24 protein-coding genes and 2 pseudogenes are annotated in these 23457 nt (G+C 75.1%); 8 read left to right on the forward strand and 18 right to left on the reverse strand.

Annotation, left to right across the window (positions count from 1 at the left end):
- Positions 1 to 32 precede the first annotated feature (32 nt).
- The 6 genes from manA to ACI8AB_RS15985 all read right to left on the reverse strand — a co-directional run bounded on the left by manA (position 33) and on the right by ACI8AB_RS15985 (position 5603).
- A complete protein-coding gene (gene manA / locus ACI8AB_RS15960) occupies positions 33 to 1199 on the reverse strand; it encodes a mannose-6-phosphate isomerase, class I (RefSeq protein WP_456950902.1) in 1167 nt (388 codons plus the stop codon).
- Between the two features lie 87 nt (positions 1200 to 1286).
- Positions 1287 to 2243: a DUF808 domain-containing protein gene (locus ACI8AB_RS15965; protein WP_456950903.1), complete on the reverse strand. Its 957-nt coding sequence runs from the start codon at positions 2241 to 2243 to the stop codon at positions 1287 to 1289.
- Positions 2244 to 2339: 96 nt separating this feature from the next.
- Positions 2340 to 3482, reverse strand: a complete 1143-nt coding sequence (locus tag ACI8AB_RS15970; RefSeq protein WP_456950904.1) for an SIS domain-containing protein — start codon at positions 3480 to 3482, stop codon at positions 2340 to 2342.
- On the reverse strand, positions 3479 to 3712 hold the full coding sequence (locus tag ACI8AB_RS15975; RefSeq protein ID WP_456950905.1) for a Trm112 family protein: 234 nt from the start codon (positions 3710 to 3712) through the stop codon (positions 3479 to 3481). The genes ACI8AB_RS15970 and ACI8AB_RS15975 overlap by 4 nt, the downstream gene beginning before the upstream one ends.
- Entirely contained in the window at positions 3709 to 5070 is a 1362-nt protein-coding gene (locus tag ACI8AB_RS15980; RefSeq protein ID WP_456950906.1) for a phosphomannomutase/phosphoglucomutase, read from the reverse strand. The genes ACI8AB_RS15975 and ACI8AB_RS15980 overlap by 4 nt, the downstream gene beginning before the upstream one ends.
- A gap of 122 nt (positions 5071 to 5192) precedes the next feature.
- Positions 5193 to 5603, reverse strand: a complete 411-nt coding sequence (locus tag ACI8AB_RS15985) for a DUF3499 domain-containing protein (RefSeq protein ID WP_456903293.1) — start codon at positions 5601 to 5603, stop codon at positions 5193 to 5195.
- 115 nt (positions 5604 to 5718) lie between these two features.
- Between ACI8AB_RS15985 and ACI8AB_RS15990 the strand changes: the two genes are divergently transcribed.
- A complete protein-coding gene (locus ACI8AB_RS15990; RefSeq protein WP_387991485.1) occupies positions 5719 to 6198 on the forward strand; it encodes a metallopeptidase family protein in 480 nt (159 codons plus the stop codon).
- Between the two features lie 66 nt (positions 6199 to 6264).
- Here the strand turns inward: ACI8AB_RS15990 and ACI8AB_RS15995 are convergent, their stop codons facing one another.
- Positions 6265 to 7173, reverse strand: coding sequence for a phosphotransferase (locus tag ACI8AB_RS15995; protein WP_456950907.1), 909 nt, complete (start codon positions 7171 to 7173; stop codon positions 6265 to 6267).
- Positions 7174 to 7245: 72 nt separating this feature from the next.
- Between ACI8AB_RS15995 and ACI8AB_RS16000 the strand changes: the two genes are divergently transcribed.
- Complete coding sequence (locus ACI8AB_RS16000) at positions 7246 to 8241, forward strand: hypothetical protein (RefSeq protein WP_456950908.1); 996 nt, start codon at positions 7246 to 7248, stop codon at positions 8239 to 8241.
- Here the strand turns inward: ACI8AB_RS16000 and ACI8AB_RS16005 are convergent.
- Both ACI8AB_RS16005 and ACI8AB_RS16010 read right to left on the reverse strand, forming a co-directional pair.
- A complete protein-coding gene (locus ACI8AB_RS16005; protein WP_456950909.1) occupies positions 8216 to 9118 on the reverse strand; it encodes a hypothetical protein in 903 nt (300 codons plus the stop codon). The two genes, ACI8AB_RS16000 and ACI8AB_RS16005, sit on opposite strands and share 26 nt — an antisense overlap.
- A gap of 154 nt (positions 9119 to 9272) precedes the next feature.
- Positions 9273 to 9524, reverse strand: a complete 252-nt coding sequence (locus tag ACI8AB_RS16010) for a WhiB family transcriptional regulator (RefSeq protein WP_456950930.1) — start codon at positions 9522 to 9524, stop codon at positions 9273 to 9275.
- Positions 9525 to 9826: 302 nt separating this feature from the next.
- Here ACI8AB_RS16010 and cofD point away from each other — a divergent pair, with 302 nt between their 5' ends.
- The 4 genes from cofD to rfbA are packed head-to-tail and all read left to right on the forward strand — an operon-like array spanning position 9827 to position 13382.
- Positions 9827 to 10789, forward strand: coding sequence for a 2-phospho-L-lactate transferase (gene cofD / locus ACI8AB_RS16015; RefSeq protein ID WP_456950910.1), 963 nt, complete (start codon positions 9827 to 9829; stop codon positions 10787 to 10789).
- Positions 10782 to 11837: a coenzyme F420-0:L-glutamate ligase gene (locus ACI8AB_RS16020; RefSeq protein ID WP_456950911.1), complete on the forward strand. Its 1056-nt coding sequence runs from the start codon at positions 10782 to 10784 to the stop codon at positions 11835 to 11837. Before cofD ends, ACI8AB_RS16020 begins: the two co-directional genes overlap by 8 nt.
- A gap of 31 nt (positions 11838 to 11868) precedes the next feature.
- Positions 11869 to 12483: a dTDP-4-dehydrorhamnose 3,5-epimerase family protein gene (locus ACI8AB_RS16025; protein ID WP_456950912.1), complete on the forward strand. Its 615-nt coding sequence runs from the start codon at positions 11869 to 11871 to the stop codon at positions 12481 to 12483.
- Between the two features lie 26 nt (positions 12484 to 12509).
- The gene (rfbA, locus tag ACI8AB_RS16030) at positions 12510 to 13382 is read left to right on the forward strand and encodes a glucose-1-phosphate thymidylyltransferase RfbA (protein ID WP_456950913.1); all 873 of its coding nucleotides are present in this window, start codon (positions 12510 to 12512) and stop codon (positions 13380 to 13382) included.
- An 18-nt stretch (positions 13383 to 13400) separates the two neighbouring features.
- Here the strand turns inward: rfbA and ACI8AB_RS16035 are convergent, their stop codons facing one another.
- The 5 genes and pseudogenes from ACI8AB_RS16035 to ACI8AB_RS16055 all read right to left on the reverse strand — a co-directional run.
- Positions 13401 to 14369 carry a DNA-3-methyladenine glycosylase family protein gene (locus ACI8AB_RS16035; RefSeq protein WP_456950914.1) on the reverse strand — a complete coding sequence of 323 codons (969 nt, stop codon included), beginning with the start codon at positions 14367 to 14369 and terminating at the stop codon, positions 13401 to 13403.
- 16 nt (positions 14370 to 14385) lie between these two features.
- Positions 14386 to 15156, reverse strand: coding sequence for an SDR family NAD(P)-dependent oxidoreductase (locus tag ACI8AB_RS16040; protein ID WP_456950915.1), 771 nt, complete (start codon positions 15154 to 15156; stop codon positions 14386 to 14388).
- Positions 15157 to 15210: 54 nt separating this feature from the next.
- The gene (locus ACI8AB_RS16045) at positions 15211 to 15657 is read right to left on the reverse strand and encodes a DUF2304 family protein (RefSeq protein WP_456950916.1); all 447 of its coding nucleotides are present in this window, start codon (positions 15655 to 15657) and stop codon (positions 15211 to 15213) included.
- On the reverse strand, positions 15654 to 16439 hold the full coding sequence (locus ACI8AB_RS16050) for a glycosyltransferase family 2 protein (RefSeq protein ID WP_456950917.1): 786 nt from the start codon (positions 16437 to 16439) through the stop codon (positions 15654 to 15656). The genes ACI8AB_RS16045 and ACI8AB_RS16050 overlap by 4 nt, the downstream gene beginning before the upstream one ends.
- Before the next feature lie 285 nt (positions 16440 to 16724).
- Positions 16725 to 17327, reverse strand: a pseudogene (locus ACI8AB_RS16055) (integrase core domain-containing protein); the annotation flags it as partial.
- Positions 17328 to 17463: 136 nt separating this feature from the next.
- Between ACI8AB_RS16055 and ACI8AB_RS16060 the strand changes: the two are divergent.
- Positions 17464 to 18453, forward strand: a complete 990-nt coding sequence (locus ACI8AB_RS16060; RefSeq protein ID WP_456950931.1) for an IS481 family transposase — start codon at positions 17464 to 17466, stop codon at positions 18451 to 18453.
- On the opposite strand, the pseudogene ACI8AB_RS16065 reads toward ACI8AB_RS16060, so the two are convergent.
- Positions 18453 to 18835 (reverse strand): annotated as a pseudogene (locus ACI8AB_RS16065) (leucine zipper domain-containing protein); the annotation flags it as partial. The gene ACI8AB_RS16060 and the pseudogene ACI8AB_RS16065 overlap by 1 nt on opposite strands.
- A gap of 351 nt (positions 18836 to 19186) precedes the next feature.
- Here ACI8AB_RS16065 and ACI8AB_RS16070 point away from each other — a divergent pair.
- Positions 19187 to 20410 carry a hypothetical protein gene (locus ACI8AB_RS16070; protein WP_456950918.1) on the forward strand — a complete coding sequence of 408 codons (1224 nt, stop codon included), beginning with the start codon at positions 19187 to 19189 and terminating at the stop codon, positions 20408 to 20410.
- Between the two features lie 16 nt (positions 20411 to 20426).
- On the opposite strand, the gene ACI8AB_RS16075 is transcribed toward ACI8AB_RS16070, so the two are convergent.
- From ACI8AB_RS16075 to ACI8AB_RS16085, 3 genes are all read right to left on the reverse strand, one after another.
- Positions 20427 to 21143 (reverse strand): glycosyltransferase, encoded by a 717-nt coding sequence (locus tag ACI8AB_RS16075; protein ID WP_456950919.1) that lies wholly within the window; start codon positions 21141 to 21143, stop codon positions 20427 to 20429.
- Between the two features lie 152 nt (positions 21144 to 21295).
- The gene (locus ACI8AB_RS16080; RefSeq protein ID WP_456950920.1) at positions 21296 to 22393 is read right to left on the reverse strand and encodes a mannose-1-phosphate guanylyltransferase; all 1098 of its coding nucleotides are present in this window, start codon (positions 22391 to 22393) and stop codon (positions 21296 to 21298) included.
- Positions 22390 to 23319, reverse strand: coding sequence for a glycosyltransferase family 2 protein (locus ACI8AB_RS16085; RefSeq protein WP_456950921.1), 930 nt, complete (start codon positions 23317 to 23319; stop codon positions 22390 to 22392). The genes ACI8AB_RS16080 and ACI8AB_RS16085 overlap by 4 nt, the downstream gene beginning before the upstream one ends.
- Positions 23320 to 23457: the final 138 nt, after the last annotated feature.

Here is a 23457-nt window from a genome sequence, read left to right on the forward strand (position 1 = left end):
GCCGCGACACGCGCCGCGTCGGCGCAGGTTCGTCAGCGCAGGTTCGTGGTCGCCCGGTAGAGGACCGCGGGGCCGCGGGCGGTGACCGGGGCGCCGGCCGGCACGAACGCCGACCGGCCCCTGCTCAGCCGGACCTCGCCGTCCGTGGACTCCAGGACCGCCTCCCCCTCGGTGCACAGCAGGACCTGCGGGCCGCGGGTGGTCAGGGACCCGGCCAGCTCGTCGAGCTGGCAGCGGGTGAGGTCGAAGTCGTCGACCGGCACCGGGTAGCGCAGCCCGCCGGGGCCGAGCACCGGGTGCAGCACCGGGATCTTGCCGTCGGAGAAGTCGAGCACCTCGATGAGCGCCGCGAGGTCGACGTGCTTGTTCGTCAGCCCTCCGCGCAGCACGTTGTCCGAGCTGGCCATGACCTCGACGCCGGCCCCGGACAGGTAGGCGTGCAGGTTGCCCGCCGGCAGGAAGACCGCCTCACCGGGGGCGAGCTTGAGGTGGTTGCACATCAGCGAGATGACCACGCCGGGGTCGCCCGGGTACTCCTCGGCCAGGGTCGTGGCCCAGCGGTAGGTGTTGATGAACTCCGGGTCGTGCGCGGCGACGAACGCGGCCGCCCTGTGCGCGACGACCTCCACCAGGTGCGTGCGCCGCTTGCCCGACAGCGCGAGCAGCTGCGGGATGGCCGCCTGCAGCCCGCCGCGGGCCAGCGCCGCGATGGTCGGCTTGAGCTCGGGCAGCTGCAGCTTGGCCAGGCAGTGCAGCGACTCCTCGACCGGCCGGAAGCCGCACAGGGCCTCGAAGGTGGTCAGCGCGAGCAGCAGCTCCGGCTTGTGCCACGGGTCCTTGAAGGTGCGGGTCGGGTCGTCCTTCGGGACCCCGGCCGCCTCCTCCGCGGCGAAGCCTGCCCGCGCCTGCGCCATCGTCGGGTGGGCCTGCAGCGACAGCGGGCTGTCGGCGGCCAGCACCTTCATGAGGAACGGCAGCCGCGGGCCGAAGCGCTCGTGCACCGCGGGCCCGAGCAGGGCGTCGGGCCGCTCCTCGATCGCCTTGTCCAGCGGCGTGCCGTCCGACAGCGTGCTGGGCAGGTCGGGGTGCCCGCCCATCCAGAGCTCCGCGTAGGGCTGCTCGGCCGGGACGGTCTCGCCCAGCAGTTCGGGGATGACGGTGCGGCTACCCCAGGGGTAGTGCCGGACCGCGCTGGTCATCTGCCACATCACCGGGCAGGTTAGTGCCGGGTGGCCGGCGTGTCCGGTCCTCCGCCCCCTTGTCCTCCCCCGGAGTGGTGCCCGGGCTCAGTGGGCGGCGGCCCCGTGCGCGGCCCGCTCCTTCTTCCGGTGGAACAGCAGGGTCACGACGGCGACGACCACCGCGCCGACGACCAGCCCGACCAGAGCGCTGGCGAACGTGTTGACCAGCCACCCCACGACGCCGCCCAGGGCACCGGTGGCCTCGTGCGCCGCCTCCTCCAGGTGGTGCACCGCGCCGTAGACGGCGTGCAGCCCGAGCTCGTCGCTGCCCACCAGCAGGATGTGACCGCCGACCCACAGCATCGCGGCGGTCCCCACGACGGTGAGCCCGGTGAGCAGCTTCGGCATGCCCCTGACCAGCCCGCGGCCGAACCCGGCCACGCCCTTCCTCTCCGACCGCGACAGCCGCAGGCCGGCGTCGTCCATCTTCACGATGAGCGCGACGACGCCGTAGACGAGGACGGTGATCGCCACGCCGACGACGGCGAGGATGGCCAGCCGCGACCAGAAGCCCTCGCTCGCCACCTCGTTCAGCGAGATGACCATGATCTCGGCCGACAGGATGAGGTCGGTGCGGACGGCGCCGCGCACGAGGGTGTTCTCGTCCGGCGGCTGCCCCTCGGCGTCACCGTGCGCGGCGGAGTGCCCGCGCAGCCGGTGCCAGACCTTCTCGGTGCCCTCGTAGCAGAGGAAGGCGCCGCCGAGCATGAGGATCGGCGTGAGCAGCCACGGCAGGAACTCGCTGAGCAGCAGGATCGCGGGCAGGATGATCAGCAGCTTGTTGCGCAGCGACCCCGTCGCGATGCGCCTGACGATCGGGATCTCGCGCTCGGCGGCGATGCCCTGCACGTACTGCGGCGTCACCGCGGTGTCGTCGACGACGACACCGGCGGCCTTGACGCCGGCCTTGGCGGCGGCGGCCCCGACGTCGTCGATGGAGGCGGCCGCGGCGCGGGCCAGGAGCGCCACGTCGTCGAACAGGGCTACGAGTCCACCGGCCACGGGAGGTCCTTCCAGTCGGTCAGCAGTCGGGTGCGCTCACGGTCGATCGCGGTCCGGTACCCCGGACCGGCCGCCCGGACACCGGCCGGGCCGGGCTCAGCGCCGCAGCGCCCGCTCCTGGTCCAGGGCCAGCGCGAGGTAGACGGCGGTGAAGTCGGCCACCGCCATCTGCTGCGCCAGGCGGGGCAGCCGGCCGTGGCGCTCGGGCTCGCCGTGCTCGGCCAGCCCGCTCACCGGCACGTTGTTGGCCGCGGCGGTGCGCAGCACCTCGCTCATCGCCTCGTGCGCCGAGCGGGGCTCCCGCTCGCCGGCGCCGTCGTGGTCGGCGGCGTCGGTGTCGCGGATGGTGAGCAGCCGCAGCCGGCGGCCGGTGTCCTCGGCTCGGTCGCGGAAGAAGTCGTCGACGTCGCGCGGCGCGAGCGGCCCGCCGAGCACCGCGCAGGCGGCGACGCGCTGGTCGGGCAGCCGGAACCCGCTGGTCGGGAGGCCGGCCAGGGTGGCCAGCTGGTCGGCGAAGCGGGCGGCCGCGGTGCCGGCCAGCGGCCCCTCGGCGGCGATGACCGGGAACGCGTCGAGCAGCTCGAGGGCGAGGGTCTTGGCCGGGTTGGTGAACGACTCGCGCGCGGGGCCGCACTCGGCGGCGACCTCGTCGAGGGCCGCGGCGATCGCCTCGGGGTCGGCCGCCTCGGGCCGCAGCAGCCCGAGGTCGGTGGCCAGCCGCAGCAGCGGGGTGAGCAGCGACCACAGGGTGGTGTGCCGCACCCGCGAGCGCGGCAGCGGCACGTAGGGCATCCGCGCGGTCGAGCAGGCCGCCCGCAGGGGGGCGTCGTCGGCGCCGATGCCCAGCAGGGTCACCCCGCGCCGGGCCGCCTCGTAGGCCGGGGTCACCGCGTAGCGGCCGGCGCCGGTCCGGGTGGCGACGACGGCGATGTCGGTCGGGCCGGTCCACACCGGCAGGTCCGGGCCGGGGACCACGTCGACGGTGACCGGGCTGGACGGGCCGAGCAGCGCCCGCAGCACCGACGCCGCCACCGCCCCCTCGCGCCGGGCGACGATCACCAGCCCGCGCGGGCGGCCGCCCTCGGTGACCCGGCCCAGCCCGGCCTCCTCGGTCAGCCGCGCGGTCTCGCGCACCTGCGCCCCGGCGCCGGCGACGGCCGGCAGCAGGCCGCGCGGGTCGCGGGCGCGCAGCACGTCGAGGTCGTCGAGGACCTCCTCGGCCAGCTCGGGCGAGGTCATCGGCCCGTCGTCCCCCCGCCGCCCCGCACCCGCGCCTCGTCGAGCAGCAGCACCGGGATGCCGTCCCGGACGGGGAAGGCCCGGTCGCACGTCGGGCACACCAGCTCGCTCGCCGCTTCGTCGACGGTCAGCGGGCTGTGGTGGGTGTCCGGGCAGGCGAGGACCTCCAGCAGCAGCGGGTCCAGGCCGAGCGGCCCCTGCGTCGGCCCCTGCGTCGTCCCCTGCGTCATGCGCGCACCATCCCCAGCACCCGGTCCCTGAGCTCTTCCATCCGCGCCCGGTCGGGCGCCTCGACGTTGAGCCGCAGCAGCGGCTCGGTGTTGCTGGCCCTCAGGTTGAACCACGAGCCGTCGGGCAGGTCGACGGTCAGCCCGTCGAGCTCGTCGAGCGTCGCGCCGTCGGCCTCGAACGCCTCCCGGACCGCCTTCGTCCGCTCCGCGGCGTCGGCCACGGTGGAGTTGATCTCCCCGGAGGCGGCGTAGCGGCTGTAGGCGGCCGTCAGCTCCGACAGCGGCCGGCTCTGCTCGCCGAGCGCGGCCAGCACGTGCATCGCGGCGAGCATCCCGGTGTCGGCGCGCCAGAAGTCGCGGAAGTAGTAGTGCGCGGAGTGCTCGCCGCCGAACACCGCGTCGGTGCGGGCCATCTCGGCCTTGATGAACGAGTGCCCGACGCGCGTGCGCACCGGGGTGCCGCCGTGCTCGCGGACGATCTCGGGCACCGCCCGCGAGGTGATCAGATTGTGGATCACCGTCGTCCCGCGGCCCTTGGCCAGTTCCCGGACGGCGACCAGCGCGGTGATCGCCGAGGGGCTCACCGGCTCGCCGCGCTCGTCGACGACGAACACCCGGTCGGCGTCGCCGTCGAAGGCCAGGCCGATGTCGGCGCCCTCGCGGCGGACCGCCTCCTGCAGGTCGACCAGGTTGGCCGGGTCCAGCGGGTTGGCCTCGTGGTTGGGGAAGGTGCCGTCGAGCTCGAAGTACAGCGGGACGACGTCGAGCGGCAGGCCCGCCAGGACGACGGGGACGGTGTGCCCGCCCATGCCGTTGCCGGCGTCGACGACCACCCTGAGCGGGCGGATCCGCGACAGGTCGACCAGTCCGCGCAGGTGGGCGGCGTAGTCGGGCAGCAGGTCCCGCCGGCCGATCTCGGCGACGCGGTCGGGCACGCGGTCGTAGGAGTCGCGCTCGGCCCACTCGCGGACCGTGACCAGCCCGGACTCCTGCCCCACCGGGGCGGCCCCGGCGCGGCAGAGCTTGATGCCGTTGTACTGCGCCGGGTTGTGGCTGGCGGTGAACATCGCTCCGGGCACGTCCAGCGAGCCGGCGGCGAAGTAGAGCAGGTCGGTGGAGCCCAGGCCCGCCTCGAGGACGTCGACGCCGCGGGACAGGACGCCCTCGGCGAACGCCCGGGACAGCGGCACCGAGGACGGGCGCATGTCGTGCGCGGTGACGACGGCGGTGGCACCGCTCTCGGTGGTGACGAACTCGGCGAAGGCGGCGCCGATGCGCCGCGCGACGTCCTCGTCCCACTGGTCGGGGACCACGCCCCGGACGTCGTAGGCCTTGATGATCGCCGACAGGTCCGTCACTGCACACCCTCGCCTGGACTTCCCGGGCGCGTCCCCCGGTCCGGCCGACCCTATCCGCGGGCACCGGCCCGGGCTCCCGGAGGCCGGTGCGGATCCCTCGGAGGTGCGAGCGGCGGAGTCCCTCAGTCCAGGTCGGGGAGGACGCGCAGGTGGCCGCGGCGGGTGCCGCGGCCGTCGTCGGCCGGGGCGCGCGGCGGCTCGGGGCGGGCCGCCTCGCGGACGGCGTCGGCCAGCGCGAGCAGGTCGTCCCCGGTCGGGCCGGAGTCCTCGACGTCGATCTCGTGCCGGACGACCTCCCAGCCGCGCGGCACGGTCAGCCGCTCGGCGTGGAACTCGCAGAGGTCGTAGCTGTGCGGCTCGGAGAACGTGGCCAACGGGCCGACGACAGCGGTCGACTCGGCGTAGACGTAGGTCAGTGTCGCCGCCGCCGGTTGCGCGCAGCCGCTGCGACTGCAGCGACGTGACTGCCTCACCACCGGTTCCTCACGCTGGGCACAGTAGCCGCGTACCCGGGGAGTCGGCGACAGGCACACCGGACCGGCGCCCCTCCGTTCCCATCCAACCCGACGTCCCCGCGCGCCCCGTCACCGGGGGCACGGCAACGCCCCGCTGCCCCGTCCCCGCGATGCGCCGTACGCTCGCCCCGCCATGAGCCGACCCGTCCGTCCCGACCGCTCCCGGCCCGCCCGGTCCCGCCGCGACCGGCACGGCCGGGGCCTGCGGGGCCGCCTCGTCCCCGACGAGGTCCCCCTCGCCCGCAGCCGCGCCGAGCAGTTCGACGACCTGGTGCTCGACGCGGTCGAGGACCTCGAGCGCCGCTGGGAGCGGGAGCTGGCCGGCGTGGAGTTCGCCGTCGAGGACGTGCCCTGGGTCGACCACACCAGCCCCGACGAGGTGGTGCTCGACCCGGACGTCCTCGACGACGGCACGGTGCCGCTGGCGCGGGTGCTGCCGGCGCACCGCGAGGACGGGCGGGAGGTGCCGGCGCGGATCGTCGTCTACCGGCGGCCCCTGGAGATCCGGGCGCACGACCGCGACGACCTCGCCGACCTCGTGCGCGACGTCGTCGTGGACCAGGTGGCGGTGCTGCTCGGCCGCGACCCGGAGGAGATCGACCCCACGGGGTAGGAGAGGACCCCCTCGCCCCCCACGGCTCGCAGGCTCGCCGCGGGCCCCTGCGAGCGGGCCGTTCCATCAGGTCGACAACGGGCTGCCCAGCTCGGCGGCCATCGCGCGGGCCTCGTTGAGGCGGGCGCGGGCGAAGGCGGTGTCCAGGCCGTCGCCGCGGTCGGCGCGGGTCAGCCGCGCCACCAGCTGCTCGAGGGCGACGGCGTGCCACAGCAGCCCCACGTCGGGCTCCTCCCAGCCGGCGGTGCGGGAGAGCACCACCTCCCCGATCTGCGCCCGGTCCTGCGCGTCGGGCGTGGTGGCCCACAGCGTCAGCAGGTCGCGGTGCCGGGGCGCGGGCCGGACGCCGGACCACTCGAGGACCACCAGCCGGCCCTCCCCGTCGGGCCCGCCGGAGTCGACGACGACGTTGGCGGCGCGCAGGTCGCCGTGCGCCACCTCGGACAGCGGCAGTTGCGCGGCGGCCGCGCGGACCGCCCGCAGCTCCCCCAGGCGCACGCCGCCGCGCACCAGCCGGGAGGCGTCCTCGACGGTGGCCCGGGCGCGGCGCAGCGACCCGCCGGCCGGCGGCTCCCACGGCTGCCCGGCCGGCGCCGGCAGCGGCGCGATCCGCACCGCCGCCTCGACCGCGGCGGCGGTCCACCGCGGACCGCCGGAGGGGCCGGGGTGGACGCGGCGGGACAGCAGCCACCGGCCGTCGTCGGCCGCGGCGACCACCTCGGGGACGCCGACCTGCCGCTCCTCGGCCCACCGCCGGCCGCGCAGCTCGGCCTGCAGCCGGCCCCGGCCGCTCTCGGTGACGGCGAGGTCGAGCACCCGGTCGGCGAGCACGCCCTGCACGACGCCGACCCGCGCGGACAGGTCGGTGACGGCGAGGACCGGGTCGGACACCCCCAGCTCGGCGAGCAGCGAGACCACGCGGTCGCGGGCTGCGGACACCGTCCCCGACGCCGTCGCTCCCGGGTTCTCGGCCACGCCGGGATCGTGTCAGGCGGCCCGGTGTGCCGCACGGGATCCCCCCGGGCGGCCCCTGGGATGCTCGGGGGGATGGACTCCCCCGCGCCGGTCGCCCCCTGGGTCGTGCTCGGCGTGGCCCTGGTGGCGCTGGCGGCGGTCGTCGCGGGGCTGGCGCTGAGCCGGCGGAGGGCGCCGGCCCGGCCGCGGCAGGAGGAGCGGCCCCCGCCGCCGGAGCGGCCGCCCGGTCCCCACTGGGCCGTCGACGACCTGCCCGCGTTCCTCGAGGCGCCGCCGGGCACCCCGGTCCCGGAGACGCGACCGGCCGCGGCCCCCGCGCCGGCGGCACCGCCGGGACCCGACCCGTCCGCCCGCACCGTGGCCGCGCTGGCCGCCGCGGGCCTCGCGCTGGTCGCCGTCCTCGCGGGCGTCGCGCTGGGCGGCGACCGCGGGGAGCCGGTGGCCGGCGGCGCGCCGCGACCGGCCGTCCCCGGGCCGTCCACGCCGCCCGCCTCCCCCACTCCCGCGCGGCCCGAGCTGCCCCCCGTCCCCGCCGACCCGCTGCCCGGCGAGCGCGGGGCGGGGCTGCTCGCCGCGCGGTCGGTGCCCCTCGGCGACGCCGGCGTCGCCGCCCGGCTGGCCCTGGGCGGGCTGGTGCTCGAGCGGCGCGCGGTCGGCGTCACCGTGGGCTACCCGTCGGTGAGCGTGAGCGTCGGGACCGACGGGACGGCACTGGCGCACGTGCTGCTGCCCGCCTGGAACTGCCTGAGCACCACCGCGCCCGCGGACCCGGAGGCGGCCGGGTGCACGCCGGTCCCCGTCGAGTACGCCGACCTGCCCACCCCGGCGCTGACCGTCACCCGCGACGGCGACGCGCTGCGGCTCGCCGGCCGCTTCCCCACCTACACCCGGCCCGCGGCGACGCCGCCGGCGTACACCGGCCGGGTCTACGACCTGAGCGTCACCGTGGCCCCGGCCGGTGGGCTCGACGGCGGCGAGGCCCCGGCGGACGGGACGCTGTTCCTCGGCACCGAGCGGGCCGAGGCGCTGCCCGACCCGTCGCTCAGCCGGATCCGCGTCGCCGGCTGACCGGCAGCGCGGGGACCAGCCGGGCCGCCCGGTCCAGCACCGGCCGCAGCACCCGGCCGCGACCGGACACCGCGACGCCGACCAGCGGCGCGCCCCGGACGGTGTCCAGCCCGCCGATCCCGGAGCGGCCCCACCACGGCAGCCGGTCCGCGCCGTCGACCAGCGTGAGCAGCCCGGCGCTCAGCCGCCCGCCGTCGGTGACCGTGGCGACCTCGACCCGGCCGAGGGCGGCGTGCAGCCGGGCGGCCGCGCGGACGAGGTCGCGGGCCCGCGCGTCGGGCGCGGTGGCGAGCAGGGCCGGCAGCGCGCGGTCGAGGTCGCGGGGGTCCCGGCTGCGGACGACCCGGCCGGGCGCGACGTCGTCCAGGCCGTCGACGAGCAGCGTGCTGCGGGAGGTGGCGACCCGGGCGTCGGGGCGCAGCCGGGCCAGCGCCCGCACGGTCGGGTCGCCCAGCGGCAGCCCGGCCAGCCGCAGCCGCCAGGGCCGGCGCAGCCCGGTGAGCAGGCCGAGCACGCCCGCTGCCAGGCGCTCGGCGGCGTCGTCGTCGCGGGCCAGCAGCCGCGCCGGCGGCCGGCCGCCGGGGACCGGGAGGCCGTCGCCGAGCAGGGTCGCGGTGACCACCGGGCCGGCGGTGGCGAGGGCGAGCAGGGCCAGCGCGTCGGGCCGGCCCGACCAGCGCGGCTCGACGACGACCGCGGCGGGGACCAGCCGCGGTCGCGGGTGCGCCGACTGCACCGACAGCACGGTGGTCAGCCAGGGCGCCGCGGCGGTCAGCGGCACGGCGAGGTCCCGGGCGAGCGGGACGGCGGCCCGGACCTCGCGGACCACGCGGGCCCGGCCCAGCGCCGTCCGGGTGTCCCTGTCCGCTCCGGTCACCGGGTCATCCGACCACACCGCCGGGACGCCGCCGGGACGACGCAGCCCCCGGCGGCAGTGCCGTCGGGGGCTGTGGTCGGGGGCTGTGGGAGGGGTCGGGGGACGTCGCACGCCGGTGTGCTGGGCGGTCCCGTCCGTCCCCGGACGCCGGGGGTCAGATGGCGCGGCGGCGCAGGCGGCGGCGCTCCCGCTCGGAGAGCCCGCCCCAGATGCCGAACCGCTCGTCGTTGGCGAGCGCGTACTCCAGGCACTCGGCCTTGACCTCGCAGCCGGTGCAGATCTTCTTCGCCTCGCGCGTGGAACCGCCCTTCTCGGGGAAGAACGCCTCCGGGTCGGTCTCGGCGCACAGCGCGCGCTCCTGCCAGGACTGGACGTCGTCGGCCAGGCCCATGCCGAGCAGCCCCATCAGGCCCTGGTCGGCCGGCCCGCTGTTGCGGGAGCCCCGCTCCGACCCGCCGACGTAGTCACTCAGCCACGAGACCTCTGCCATGACGATGCGTCCCCTCTCGCTCTCGTCCCGGACGCGGTTGCTCCGCGCCGCACACCGCGGGAATTACACGCGTGTCGTTGCCCGAGCGTCAACTTCGCCCGGTGTAAGCGGTTGACCACACGGGCCCCACCCGTCACACGCCGTTCGTCACTTCTCGTCCACGCAGCCGACACGCCCGTCGAACAGTGGACAAGTGCCCATGGGGGACGATGACTTTCGTGGAGATCGTCGTGCTCGCCGGAGGCGTCGGCGGGGCCCGGTTCCTGACCGGTCTGCGGGAGGTGGCACCGCCCTCGTCGGTCACCGCGGTGGTCAACACCGGCGACGACGTGACGATGCACGGGCTGCGGATCTGCCCGGACCTCGACACCGTCGTCTACACCCTCGGCGGGGGCATCGACCCCGGGCGCGGCTGGGGCCGGGCCGGCGAGTCCTGGACGGTCAAGGAGGAGCTGGCCGCCTACGGCGCCGAGCCCACCTGGTTCGGCCTGGGCGACCGCGACCTGGCCACCCACCTCGTCCGCACCCGCATGCTCGACGCCGGCTACCCGCTGTCGGACGTCACCGCCGCGCTCGCCGACCGCTGGCAGCCGGGGGTCACCGTGCTGCCGATGAGCGACCAGCGGGTCGAGACGCACGTCGTCGTCGACGACCCCGGCAGCGGGCGGCGCAGCGCGATCCACTTCCAGGAGTGGTGGGTGCGCCACCGCGCCGGGCTCGAGCCGCACGCCTTCGTCCAGGTCGGCGCCGAGCAGGCCCGCCCGGCACCGGGCGTCGTGGAGGCGCTGGCCCGCGCCGACGCCGTCGTGCTGGCGCCGTCGAACCCGGTGGTGTCGATCGGCACGATCCTGGGCGTCCCCGGCCTGCGCGACGCGCTGCGCGCCACCCCGGGCCGGGTCGTCGGGATCTCCCCCGTCGTCGGCGGCGACGTCGTCCGCGGCATGGCCGACCGCTGCCTGCCGGTGCTCGGCGTCGAGGTCAGCGCCGAGGGCGTCGGGCGGCACTACGGCGCGCGGTCCGACGGCGGTCTGCTCGACGCCTGGCTGGTGCACACCGGCGACCGCGCCGAGGTGCCCGGCGTCGACGTGCGCGCGGTGCCGCTGCTCATGAGCTCCCCCGAGGCCACGGCCGCGATGGCCCGGGCCGCGCTGGACGCCGCGGGCGTCTCGGTCGATGGCTGAACCGGCCGGGGGTCTGCGGGTCCTGCCCGTCCGGGGGCTGCCGGAGTTCACCGCCGGGGACGACCTGGCGGGGGCGGTCGCCGGCGCCGCGCCGTGGCTGGCCGACGGCGACGTCGTCGTCGTGACCTCCAAGGTGGTGTCCAAGGTGGAGGGCCGGGTGGTCCCGGTGCCGCCGGGCGCCGACCGCGAGGCGGTGCGGCAGCGGGCGATCGACGACGAGAGCGTCCGCGTCGTCGCCCGGCGCGGGCCGCTGAAGATCGTCGAGACGCGGCACGGCTGGGTGGTCGCCGCCGCCGGCGTCGACGCCTCGAACGTGCCCGGCGACTCGCTCGTCCTGCTCCCCGCCGACGCCGACGCCTCCGCCCGCGGGCTGCGCGACCGGCTGCGCGCGCTGCTCGGCGTCGAGGTGGCGGTGGTCGTCAGCGACACCTTCGGCCGCACCTGGCGGGAGGGGCTGACCGACGTCGCCGTCGGCTCGGCGGGGATCGCGGCGCTCACCGACCACCGCGGCGCGGTCGACGCGCACGGCAACCGGCTGGAGACGACGCAGACGGCCGTCGTCGACGAGGTCGCCGCGGCCGCGGACCTCGTCAAGGGCAAGCTCGACGGCGTGCCGGTCGCCGTCGTGCGGGGGCTCCGGTTCGAGGTGCCCGCCGAGGACACGGGCACCCGGCCGCTGGTGCGGCTGGGCCCCGGCGACCTGTTCCCCTACGGCAGCCGCGACCTGGTCGCCAGCCGGCAGCCGGTCCGCGACCTGGTGCCGCGGCCCGGGGACCGCGAGGCGGTCGCCGAGGCGTTCCGGGTGGCCAGCGCCGCGCTGCCGGAGTTCCCGGTGGTGCTGCGGCACGGCGGCGAGGGCGACGGCGTGGTCGACGTCCACCTCCCCGAGCGCGCCACGGTCACCGCCGCGCTGAACCTCGGCGCGCACATCGGGGCCGTGCTCGTCCAGCTGCACGCCGAGGGCTGGGCCACCCGGTGGGAGCCGGTCGGCACCCCGGGCGGGTCCTCACTCGTCGGGAGGTTGTGGCTGGGCTCCGTGCGGACCTGAGCGAGGAGGCCGGTTTCGTTACGGTCGCCTGGTGGAGATCCGTGAGCTCGCCGTACCGGACAGTTACCGCATCGACCTCGTTCCCCACGGGGACCCCCGCGGCCGCTTCACCGAGTGGTACCGCGCGGACGTGCTCGCCTCGGCGACCGGCTTCGGGTTGACGCTCGCCCAAGCCAACCACAGCGTGTCCGCCCGAGGCGTCCTACGAGGTGTCCACTTCGCCGTCGTGCCGCCAGGGCAGGCCAAGTACGTCTACTGCCCCGCCGGCCGGGTCCTCGACGTCATCGTCGACATCCGGGTGGGCTCGCCGACCTTCGGGGCCCACGACGCCGTGGTGCTCGACAGTGAACAGCCTCGAGCGGTCTACCTGTCCGAGGGACTCGGGCACGCCTTCGTGTCCCTGGCAGACCACAGTTCCGTCACGTATCTCGTCTCGACGAGGTACTCGCCCGGGCGCGAGTTCGGCATCCATCCCCTGGATCCGGCGCTGGACCTGCCCTGGCCGAGCGACCTCGACTTCTCCCTGTCGGCCAAGGACAAGGCGGCACCCACTCTGGAGGAGGCCCGGAACCGGGGAATCCTCCCGACTATGGAACAGTGCACCGCCCGATACGCCCAGCTGCGCGGTGACCAAGCGGCGAGCTGACCGACACCATCGGTAACGTCCCGAGCATGCGCGGCATCATCCTGGCCGGTGGTACCGGCAGCCGACTGTTCCCGATCACGCAGGCGGTGAGCAAGCAGCTCATGCCTGTGTACGACAAGCCGATGGTGTACTACCCGCTGTCGACCCTGATGATGGCCGGCGTCCGCGAGGTGCTCGTGATCACCACCCCCGGCGACCAGGCCGCGTTCCGGGCGCTCCTGGGCGACGGCAGCCGGCTCGGGATGCGGATCGAGTACGCCGTGCAGGAGAAGCCGGAGGGGCTGGCACAGGCCTTCCTCATCGGCGCCGGTTTCGTCGGTGACGAGGCCGTGGCGCTGGTCCTGGGCGACAACATCTTCTACGGCGCGGGCCTCGGGACGGCGCTGGGACGGCTGCCCGTCCCCGACGGCGGCCACGTGTTCGCCTACCACGTGGCCAACCCGCAGGACTACGGCGTCGTGGAGTTCGACGGGGGCGGCAAGGTCCTCTCCATTGAGGAGAAGCCAGCCACGCCGAAGAGCTCCTACGCCGTGCCCGGGCTGTACTTCTACGAGTCCTCGGTGGTCGAGGTGGCCCGCGGCATCCGGCCCAGCGCCCGCGGCGAGCTCGAGATCACCGCGGTCAACGAGCACTACCTGCAGCAGGGCCGGCTGACCGTCACCGTCCTCGACCGCGGCACCGCGTGGCTGGACACCGGGACCTTCGCCTCGTTGCGCCAGGCGACCGAGTTCGTCTCGGTGGTCGAGGAGCGGCAGGGCCTCAAGATCGGCTGCATCGAGGAGGTCGCCTGGCGGCAGGGCTGGCTCGACGACGACGGCCTGCGCCGCGCCGCCGGGCCCCTGGGCAAGAGCGGCTACGGCGACTACCTGCTGCGCCTGCTGGACGACCCGCGCCCCTGACGGAGGACGCCTCCGCGGTCAGAAGCGGCGGTAGTCGGTCGGCGCCATCCGGGGTCCGCGGCGGGGCGGCATGCTCCCGCCGACGTGCAGCAGCCGCACCACCCGCTGCCGGTGCCCGCGCCAGGGCTCGAGCAGCTCCATCATCCCGTCGTCGTCGGTCTTGCGGCCGGCCAGCGACCAGCCCACCAGGTTCTTCAGGTGGAAGTCGCCGTAGCTGACGGTGTCGGGGCAGCCGTGGGTGCGCTGGACGACCTCGGCCGCGGTCCACACCCCGATGCCCGGCACCGTGCGCAGCTTGCGCTGCAGGGTCGGCGAGTCGCAGCCGTCGTCCGGCTCGAGCGCGTGCGCGACCGACGCCACGTGCAGCAGCGCCCGCCGGCGGGCGCCGTCGAGGCCGCAGCGGTGCCACTCCCAGTCGGTGACCTCCCGCAGCCGCCGCGGCGAGGGCAGCACCCGCATGCCCTCGGGGGCGGGGCCGGGCGCGGGGTCGCCGGCCAGCCGCAGCAGCGCCCGCCACACCCGGTGCGCCTCGACGACGGTGACCTTCTGCTCCAGCACCGCCGGGACCAGCGCGTCCCAGGTGCGGCCGGTGCGGCCCAGCCGCAGGTCGGGCGTGCGCCAGGCGATCTCGCGGACCAACGGGTGGCAGTCCGGGTCGAAGCCCCCGCAGTCGTCGAACGCGCCGAGCCAGCCGGGCACCGCCGTGCCGGCCCACTCCGCGCCCGGGCCCCACGCCTGCACCCGCACCTCGCCGCCGCGGTACGTGACGCGCACCGTCGCCGGCCCGAACGGGGTGGTCGTCGTCCGCCAGACGGCGTCCCCGTCCCACTGCATCGCGGGGTCCCCGGCGCTGCGCTGGTGGGGGCGCAGCACCGCCCCTAGGTCGAAGTGCCAGTCCGGCCGCCAGCAGTCGGTGAAGTCGGCGCCGGCGAGGACGTCGGGAGGTGCGGGTGCCGGCCGGGTGGGGGCCGGCGGTGCAGCGGTCACACGGATCTCCGGGGGATCAGCGGGGGGCCATGCGCAGCGCGCCGTCCATCCGGATGACCTCGCCGTTGAGGTAGCCGTGCTCGACGATGGCGAGCGCCAGCTGGGCGAAGTCGTCGGGACGGCCCAGCCGCTTGGGGAACGGGATGCCGTTGGCCAGCGCGGTGCGGGCCTCCTCGGGCAGGCCGCCGAGCAACGGGGTGTCGACCAGGCCGGGGGCGATGGTGCACACCCGCACGCCGACGCTGGACAGGTCGCGCGCGGCCGGCAGGGTCATGCCGACGATGCCGCTCTTGGAGGCGCTGTAAGCGAGCTGGCCGATCTGGCCGTCGAAGGCGGCGATCGAGGCGGTGTTGACGACGACGCCGCGCTCGCCGTCCTCCTCCGGCTCGGTGGCGGCCATGGCGGCGGCGGCCAGGCGCAGCACGTTGAAGGTGCCGACCAGGTTGACCATCACCGTGCGGAGGAACGGGTCGAGGTCGTGCGGCGTGTTGCCCTTGCCGACCGTGCGCTGCGCCCAGCCGATGCCCGCGCAGTTGATCGCGACGCGCAGCGGCCGGTCCTTGCCGGTGGCGTCCTCGATCGCGGCGGCCACCTGGGACTCGTCGGTGACGTCGGTGCGGACGAAGGTCGTGTGCCCGCCGAGCTCGTCGGCCAGCGCCTTCCCGCGCTCCTCGTTGAGGTCGAGGATCGTTACCGCGGCACCGCGCGCGGCGAGCGCACGGGAGGTGGCCTCCCCGAGGCCGGAGGCCCCACCGGACACGACAGCTGCGACGTCGAAAGTCTTCATGACAGGCATCACACCACGCCGCCTTTTCGGCGGCGTACAGCCCTCCGGGGCAGGTCAGTTCCGCGCGACCTGCGGTCGGTCGTCGAGTTCCACCGCGGTCGCGCCGGACACCAGGGGCTGTTTGGGCGCGCGCTGCGCGGGACCGCCGAAGCCCGGGGTCACGCCGAGCCCGATGCGGGCCTCGGCCTCGGCCAAGGCGACCTGACGGGACAGCCGGACCAGCCGGGACTCCTGCTCTCGGAAGCGCACGCTGGTGCTGCCCACCAGGTAGATGAGGACCAGCGCGAGGACGTAGAGCAGAAGGTCGGTGCCGCGGGTGACGCCGACAGCGTCGGCGGCCCACTGGGTGGCGTCCGGAAAGATCACTGCGAGCACACCGGCGACGACGGTCAGCGCGGCCAGCAGCTTGCGGCGGGCCTGGCCGCGGAGCGAGGCACGCGAGCGCAGCGAGGCCCAGACCGCGACGATCAGCGCCGGGACCAGCAGGAACTTGATGATCATGAGCGGCCCCCATTGCTGATCCGGTGGGCGATCGTATCGGCCAGGATGTTCACGCTGTTAAGCAGCGGCTGCCCCTTCGCCCGCGAGTAGTCGGTGTAGAGGATGTGCACCGGGTGCTCGACGACCCTCAGGTCGGGGCTGGTCAGCTGCTCCTCAAGTTCGGAGGCGTAGGCCATGCCGGTGTGCGAGAGCCGAATGCGGGCGGCGACGTCGCGGGTGATCAACCGCAGGCCGTTGTGCGCGTCGGTGAGTCGCGTGCCGGACTTGCGGTTCATCAGCTTGGTCGCCATGCGGAGGATGAACCGGCGCAGAGGGCTCATCGAGGTGCGTGAGTCGAGGAAGCGCGAGCCCATGACGACGTCATAGCCCTGTCGGATGCGCTCGATCATCGACAGGAGGTCACCGAGCTGGTGCTGGCCGTCGGCGTCGTAGCAGCCGATGTAAAGGGAATCAGTGAAGCGCAGGGCGGCCTCGTACCCGGTCTGGAGCGCACCGCCGGCGCCCAAGTTGACCGGGTGGCTGACCCGCAGCGCGCCGGCGGCGTCGATCTCCCGGGCCGAGGCGTCGGTGCTGGCGTCGTCGACCGCGATGACCCGCAGACCTGCCCGCACGAGCTCCTCGATGACGCCTCGGACGACGGCGGCCTCGTTGTAGACGCGCACCACGACGACCGTGTCGTCCCACGGTCCCGGTGCCCGCCCGTCCCGCTGAGCGGAGGTCGCCAGGTGCAGCTGCGGCTGCATGCCCAGCTGCTCGCCACGGTCACCGTGCTGGGAAGCCATCGACCGGGATGCTAGCGCTCGCGCCGGCGCAGGACCGGCGGGCGGGAGGGACCGGATGGCGGTCAACAGTTGCTCCTCGTGACGGGCGACACTCACGGCCCTCAGTGGGGCCGACCGGACGCCCGGTGCGCAGGGGACGAGGTCCCGTGCCGGCGTCGACGGTCACGCTAACCCGCTCTGGACGGGAGGCGAGGACCCCGCGGGACCGGTGTGACAGGTGCTGCACCTGAGCTGCGTGCACCTCCCCCAGAGCGGCGGCGAGCCGGTAGTGCGCCGGTCCGGCCGCTAGGTGTAGTGCCCGACCGCGTTGTCGACCGTGATGCGGCTGAGTGGTGGAGCGTCGCCGAGTGCGGTGTGGCCGCGGTGATGGTTGTAGGTGTGTAGCCAGCCGGGCAAGGTCGCAGCGCGCTCAGCGGAGCTGATGAAGGGACGGTTGTAGGCCCACTCGTCGGCGAGGGTGCGGTTGAACCGTTCGGCCTTGCCGTTGGTCTGTGGCCGGTAGGAGCGGGTGAACCGGGCTGCGGCGCCCAGGTCAGCCGGGGCGCCGTGCCAGGCCCGGCTGGTGCGGTAGACCATCGCGTTGTCGGTCATCACGCGCTCGACCCGGTCGATCCCGGTCGCGGCGAACCAGGCCGCGGCCGAGCGCGGAAACGCCGCGCAGGTGGCGGCGGTCTCGTCGGGATGGATCTCGGCATAGGCCAGTCGGGTGTGGTCATCGATGGCGCGGTGCACGTAGTCGAAGCCGACCCGGCGGCCGGCCCGAAGGTCGCGGCGGCGGTCGAGTTCCTGGCTTGACCCTCGGCCGTGAGCGCGCCAGCCGCCGCCGGGGCGGATGGCGCCGAGCTTCTTGACGTCGACGTGTATCAACTCGCCGGGGCGGGCCCGCTCCTAGCTGTACTGACCGGAGACGTTGGTCGAGGGCATGTGACCACGGGATCTAGCTGACGGATCTTGTGGCGGGAGGACCTCCGGGCGTGGAGTGGAGCTGCTGAAGGCATCCAGTCCACGAGTCCCGGAGGTCCTCGTGCTCCACGCTAATGCCGTCCTGACCCCGCGCCAGCGTCTGCGGGTGGCCCAGCTCGTGGTCGAGGAGAACTGGCCCAAGAGTCGCGTGGCGGAGTTCTTCGGCGTGTCCTGGAAGACCGTCGACCGGTGGGCCGAGCGCTATCGGGCCGAGGGCAAGGCCGGCCTCGTCGACCGGCCCAGTCGGCCCCACTCCAGCCCGGCCAGGACCGATCCGGCGACGACGAAGCGGATCGTGTCGCTGCGGCTGCGCAAGCGCTGGGGAGCGGTCCGACTGGCCGCCGAGACCGGGGTGGCGCCCTCCACCGCCGGAGCGGTGCTGCGTCGCTGTCGGATCAGCCGGCTGTCTCGGCTCCAGCGCCGGGAGCAGCAGGTCGTCCGCTACGAGCACGCCGCGCCCGGCGAGTTGCTGCACGCCGATGTGAAGAAGCTGGGCAACATCCCCGACGGCGGTGGCTGGCGGTTCCTCGGCCGCGAGCAAGGCTCGGCCAATCGGCATCGCGACGGCGGCCGGGCCCGCAGCCGCTATCGCCACCCGCTGATGCGCCACGGCTTCATCCACGTCGTGCTCGACGACCATTCCCGGCTGGCCTACGCCGAAATCCACGACGATGAGCTCGGCGCCACCGCCGCCGGCGTACTGCACCGCGCGACGGCTTGGTTCGCCGCCCGCGGCGTCATCGCCCGCCGCGTGCTCACCGACAACGGTGCCTCTTACCGCAGCCGCGCGTGGGCCGCCGCCTGCACCGACCTCGGCATCAGCCCGAAGCGGACCCGGCCCTACCGCCCGCAGACCAACGGCAAAGTCGAACGCTTCAACCGGACCATGACCAGCGAATGGGCCTTCGCCCAGCTGTTCACCAGCGAAGCCGACCGCCGCGCGGCCCTTCCTGGTTGGCTACACGCCTACAACCACCATCGGCCCCACACCGCGCTCGGCGGCCATCCACCCATCAGCCGCTTGGCCAACCTGCCCGGTCAGTACACCTAGCGGCGCACCAGGACACCGGTCGGGCGATCAAGCCAGGCCAGCCGGTGCACCCCGTGCCGGCGCAGCACCGCGTGCACCGTGGAGGGCGCGAGCCCGACCAGCGGCGCGATCCGCGCCGGCCCCAGCTTGCGGGCGCTGCGCAGCGCCAGCACGCGGGCCTCCACCACCGGCGGCGTCTTGCCCGGCAGCCGATGGGCCAGGCTCGACCGATCGGCCAGCCCGGCCAAACCTCGGCCCGCCAGCGGGCCAGCCACTTGTAGCCGGTCGCCCGCGAGAGGTTGAGCTCGACGACCACATGTGCGATGGGGCGGCCCTGCTCGACCACCCGGCGGACCAGTTCGGCCCGGCCGTGCACGGTCAGGCGGGCATTAGCGTGGGACACGGGACCTCCGGGTTGTCGGTGCGGCGTCAGCACCCACACCTTCACCCGGAGGTCTCCTCGCTGTCACAGCCCGCTACACCGTCAACAACGCTCGTGGTCACTACAGCTAGGCGTCGGTCCCGGCGGCGCACGGTGCGGGGACCGCTGGTCCGCCGTGCTCCCGGAAGGCGGCCGCTTCCTGTGGGAGACTTAGTCCCCGTGCGGTTCGGGCGGGGAGGACGGGGAGCCGACCCCGCGCCTCCAAGACGCCCTCCCACACCGGGGGCCGTACCGGTCTCCGACACCGGCCCGCTGCCGCAGCTCGTACCGGCCGCGGGCGAGGCCGGCGGCCTGCGCCGCGGGATGTCGGCCATGGCCGCGGCCACGGTCTTCGCCGCGGGCTCGGGGTACCTGGTCACGGTCGTGGCGGCGCGTGCACTGGGCAGCACCCGTTACGAGGTCTTCGCTGTCTTCTGGGCTCTCTTTTTCGCGATCGCCGGGATCCTCGGCGGCCTCGTCCAGGAGACGACCCGGGCGATCCGCACCGGCGCAGAACTGCCCACAGAGTGGCACCCGCGGCTGGCTCCCACCCCCTTCCTAGTCTCCGTGGTCCTCGGCGCCGTCTTCACGGGCGGGCTCATCATCACGTCCCCGCTGTGGGTGGACCGAATCATCTCCGAGCACCCGGACCCTGCCCTGTGGCTCCTGGCCGGGTCGACGCTCTCACTCGCCCCGCAGGCCGCCCTGTCCGGCATCCTGTCCGGCGCGGGGCTGTGGCGCGCCTATGCCGGCATGCTGGGACTCGACGCGGCAGCACGCCTGATCGCCGCCGCGGTCGTCGCCGCCGGGGGCGGCGGGACGATCGCCTTCTTCCTGGTCGCCATCGCCGGGTCCCTGAGCTGGCTGGTGACCCTGGCCGTGTCCCGCGACGCCCGCCGGGCGACGCGGCTCCGTGCCGACGTCCCGCTGGCTCAATTCCTGCGCCGGACGCTGCAGGCCATGGCCGCCGCGACGGCGGCGGCCATCCTCATCGTCGGCTTCCCCGTGCTGCTGTCGGCCACCACCCCCGACGAGGAGCGCGCGGCCCTGGGACCGGTCATCCTGGCGGTCACGCTGACCCGGGCCCCGTTCCTGGTCCCTCTGACCTCGTTCCAGAGCGCTGTGATCGTCTACTTCGTGGAGCAGCAGAGGAGCACCTCTGCCGCGCTGCGTCGGCCCGTGCTGCTGCTGGGTGCGGCGGCCATGGCCATCACCGCGGCCGCGGCCGTACTCGGCCCGCCTCTGGTCCGCCTGTTCTTCGGGGCGGACTTCACTCTCTCGGGAGCGACGCTGGGGGCCTTGACCTTCGGGGCGGCGTGCACGGCCTGGCTCATGGTCAGCGGGTGCGCCGCCCTGGCCCGTGCTCGGCACACTCTGTTCAGCGGGGGCTGGTTGCTGGCCGGCGCGGTGTCCTTCGCCCTCCTGGCCCTCCTGCCGGCAGGCTTGTCCACCCGCACGGCCCTCGCGCTCGTCGTCGGACCGCTCGTCGGGTCCGTCCTCCACCTGCTAGCCCTCCGCGGGCCGCACCTGGCGCACAGGCCCTCGGTCCCCCGCTGACCGGCACCGAGGGGGGTCAGGCACCGGTGCGCCGCCGTGCCTCCAACACCATCTGAACGACCAGGCGACGGGAGTGGAGGACCTGCTGCACGCCCCGGGGCCGGGGCGAACTGGTGTTCGCGTCGTGCAGCCGTCGGGCGACGGTCCGCGTTTCGACGTGCTCCATGCGGCCCACGACGTTGCCGCAGGCCGCGATCCATTGGTCGTGGCTCTCGTCGAGGAATGCCGGGAAGGGCAGCACCGTCTCCCGCATCGACTCGTGGATGGCCATGGCGCAGCCGAAGTAAGGCCGGGTGGCGGCGAACAGGCCGGCGAGGTTGCGCCACGTCCGGCCGGAGTCGCTCCGCCGCAGCACCCAGTCACGCTGCCCGTAGGGCCCGGGGAAGCCGCCGTCCCGTCCCAGAATGGTGAGGTTGGATGCCGCCACGCCGGACCTGCCCGCCGCCTCCACGAGTTCCTGACGGTGTCCCGGCAGCCAGACGTCGTCCTGATCGGAGAGGAGCAGGACGTCGCCGGTCGCGCGGGTCAGGGCCTCCTCGAAGGTGCGGATGTAGCCCACGTTCCGCTCGTGGCGGAACAGCCGGATGCGGGGGTCCTGCAGACGCTCGACGACGTCCACGGTCCCGTCCCGGGAGGCGTCATCGACGACGACGATCTCGTCGCCCGCTTCCAACTGCTCGAGGACGGACCTGACCTGCTCCTCCACGAAGCGCTGACCGTTGTAGGTCGCCATGCACACGCTGGCGCGCACCGACTCGTCCCCCCACCTGGTGTCCGCTCTGGTCCCCACGTCATCGGCACAACGTCCGGACGACCGCCAGGCAGGATAGCGAGCGCGCGTCCCGGCACCTGGAGCCGACCGGTCGCGCTCGTGTGCCGCACCGGTCAGTTGTAGCGGGACCCGAGGCGCTGCACCACGGCGGCCAGCAGCTGCTTGACCCGCTCCGCGTCGGACACCGGGCAGACCATCGTGACGTCGGCGGTGGCCACGACGACGCTGTTGCGGACCCCGACCAGCGCCACGAGGTGCCCCGGGTCGTCGTTGAACACGATGTTGCCCGCGCTGTCGAGGGTCACCGCGAGCCCTCCCACGGCGTTCCCGTCGACTGGGGAGAGGGTCTGCGCCAGCGCCGGCCACGAGCCGACGTCGAGCCACTCGACGTCGAGGTCGGCGACCAGCACCCGGCCGGGCTCGGTGGCCGCGGGCTCGAGGACGGCGTAGTCGACGCTGGTCTTCGGCAGCGTCGGGAACACCTCGGCGAGGACGGCGTCGCGCTCCGCGCCGGCCGGCGCGGCCACGACCCGCGCCAGCCCCTCCGCCGACGCCGGCAGGTGGTCGGCCAGCGCGTCGAGGACGGTGCGGGCCCGCCAGACGAACATGCCGGAGTTCCACAGGTACTCACCCGAGGCCAGGTAGGCCTCGGCGGTGGCGCGGTCGGGCTTCTCCTTGAACGCGGCGGCCTCGGCGACGCCGGGCACCTCGGTGGCCGGGCCGCGGCGGACGTAACCGAAGCCGGTCGCCGGGGCCGTCGGCGTGATGCCGAGGGTGACCAGCGCCCGCGGCCGCGCGGTCACGGCGTCGAAGGCGGTGGTCAGCGTGGCGGCGAACCGCTCGACCGGGCGGATCACGTGGTCGGCGCTCACGACGGCGAGCTCGGCGTCGGGGTCGGCCTCGGCGACCAGGGCGGCGGCCAGCCCGACGGCGTTGGCGGTGTCGCGGGCGACCGGCTCGAGCACCAGCCGGTCCGGCCGCAGCCGCGGCAGGGCGGCCCGCACCTGGGCGCCGTAGCGGGCCGCGGTGCACACCCAGATCCGCTCGGCCGGCAGCACGGCCTCCAGCCGGGTGAAGGCCTCGGCCAGCAGGCTGTGCGGAGGGCCGTCGCCGTCCTGGAGGACGTCGAGCAGCTGCTTGGGCCGGGCGACGCGCGACAGCGGCCACAGCCGCGTGCCCGAGCCTCCGGCCATGACCACCGCGTGCCTCATGCCGTGCCTCCTCGACGGGCCCGGCCGACGTCGTCGGCGCGGCGCTGGAAGCGGGCCCCGGCGGCGACCCGCCCGCTGACGTAGGACACGAGCATCCGGCCGCCGAGGCCGGCCCGGAGCGCGGCCCGCAGCGGGGCGTTGCGGGGGCCGGGGTACTGGCCGGAGAGGTAGCGCAGCGCGCTGGTGTGGTGCACCCGCTGCATGCGGTGCGGCTCCCGGCGGGTGGCGTGCCCGCCCTCGTGGACGACGACGGCGCTCGGCGCGTAGACGTGCAGCCAGCCCGCGCGCCCCAGCCGCCGGCCGAGGTCGACGTCCTCGAAGTACATGAAGTAGCCGGGGTCGAAGCCGCCCACCGCCCGGAACGCCTCGAGGTCGACGAGGAAGCAGGAGCCCGACAGCCAGCCGGCGGTGCGCTCGCGCGGCGCCTCGCGCTCGCGGCGGTAGCGCGCCGTCCACGGGTTGCCCGGCCACGCCCAGCCCACCAGCGCGTGGCCGGCGCCGGTGGACAGCCGCGGCAGCTCGCGCGCCGACGGGTAGAGCTCGCCCTCGGGGGTGCGGATGGCCGGGCCGACGGTGGCCGCGCGCGGCCAGCGGGCGGCGACGGCGAGCAGCTCGTCGACCGACCCGGGCTCGAAGCGGACGTCGGGGTTGGCCACCAGCGCGTACCGCCCCGGGGCCCCGGCCAGGCCGGCGTTGACCGCCGCGCCGTAGCCGACGTTGCCGCCCGTGCGCAGCAGCCGCACGTGCGGGTGCGCGGCGGCGACCCGCTCCGGGACACCGTCGGTGGACCCGTTGTCGGCCAGCACCACCTCGACGGGCCGGGTCGTCGCCTCACCCAGCGAGGACACGAAGCACTCGAGCGCCTCCCCCGGGGAGTACGTCACCGCGACCACACGCAGCGGGAGGACGTAGGGAGAGCCGGACACGCTCCGACTCTATGAGGTGCGCATCGACCCAACGCGGAGCACCATCGCTCGGGGGAGCGTGGGGCCGGTGGGACGTGGGGGACGGTCCCGTCACGAAAGCCCGTCCGGACCAGTCGACGACGCGAGCCCGGGGACCCT

The sequence above is a fragment of the Geodermatophilus sp. SYSU D00698 genome (assembly GCF_054050335.1).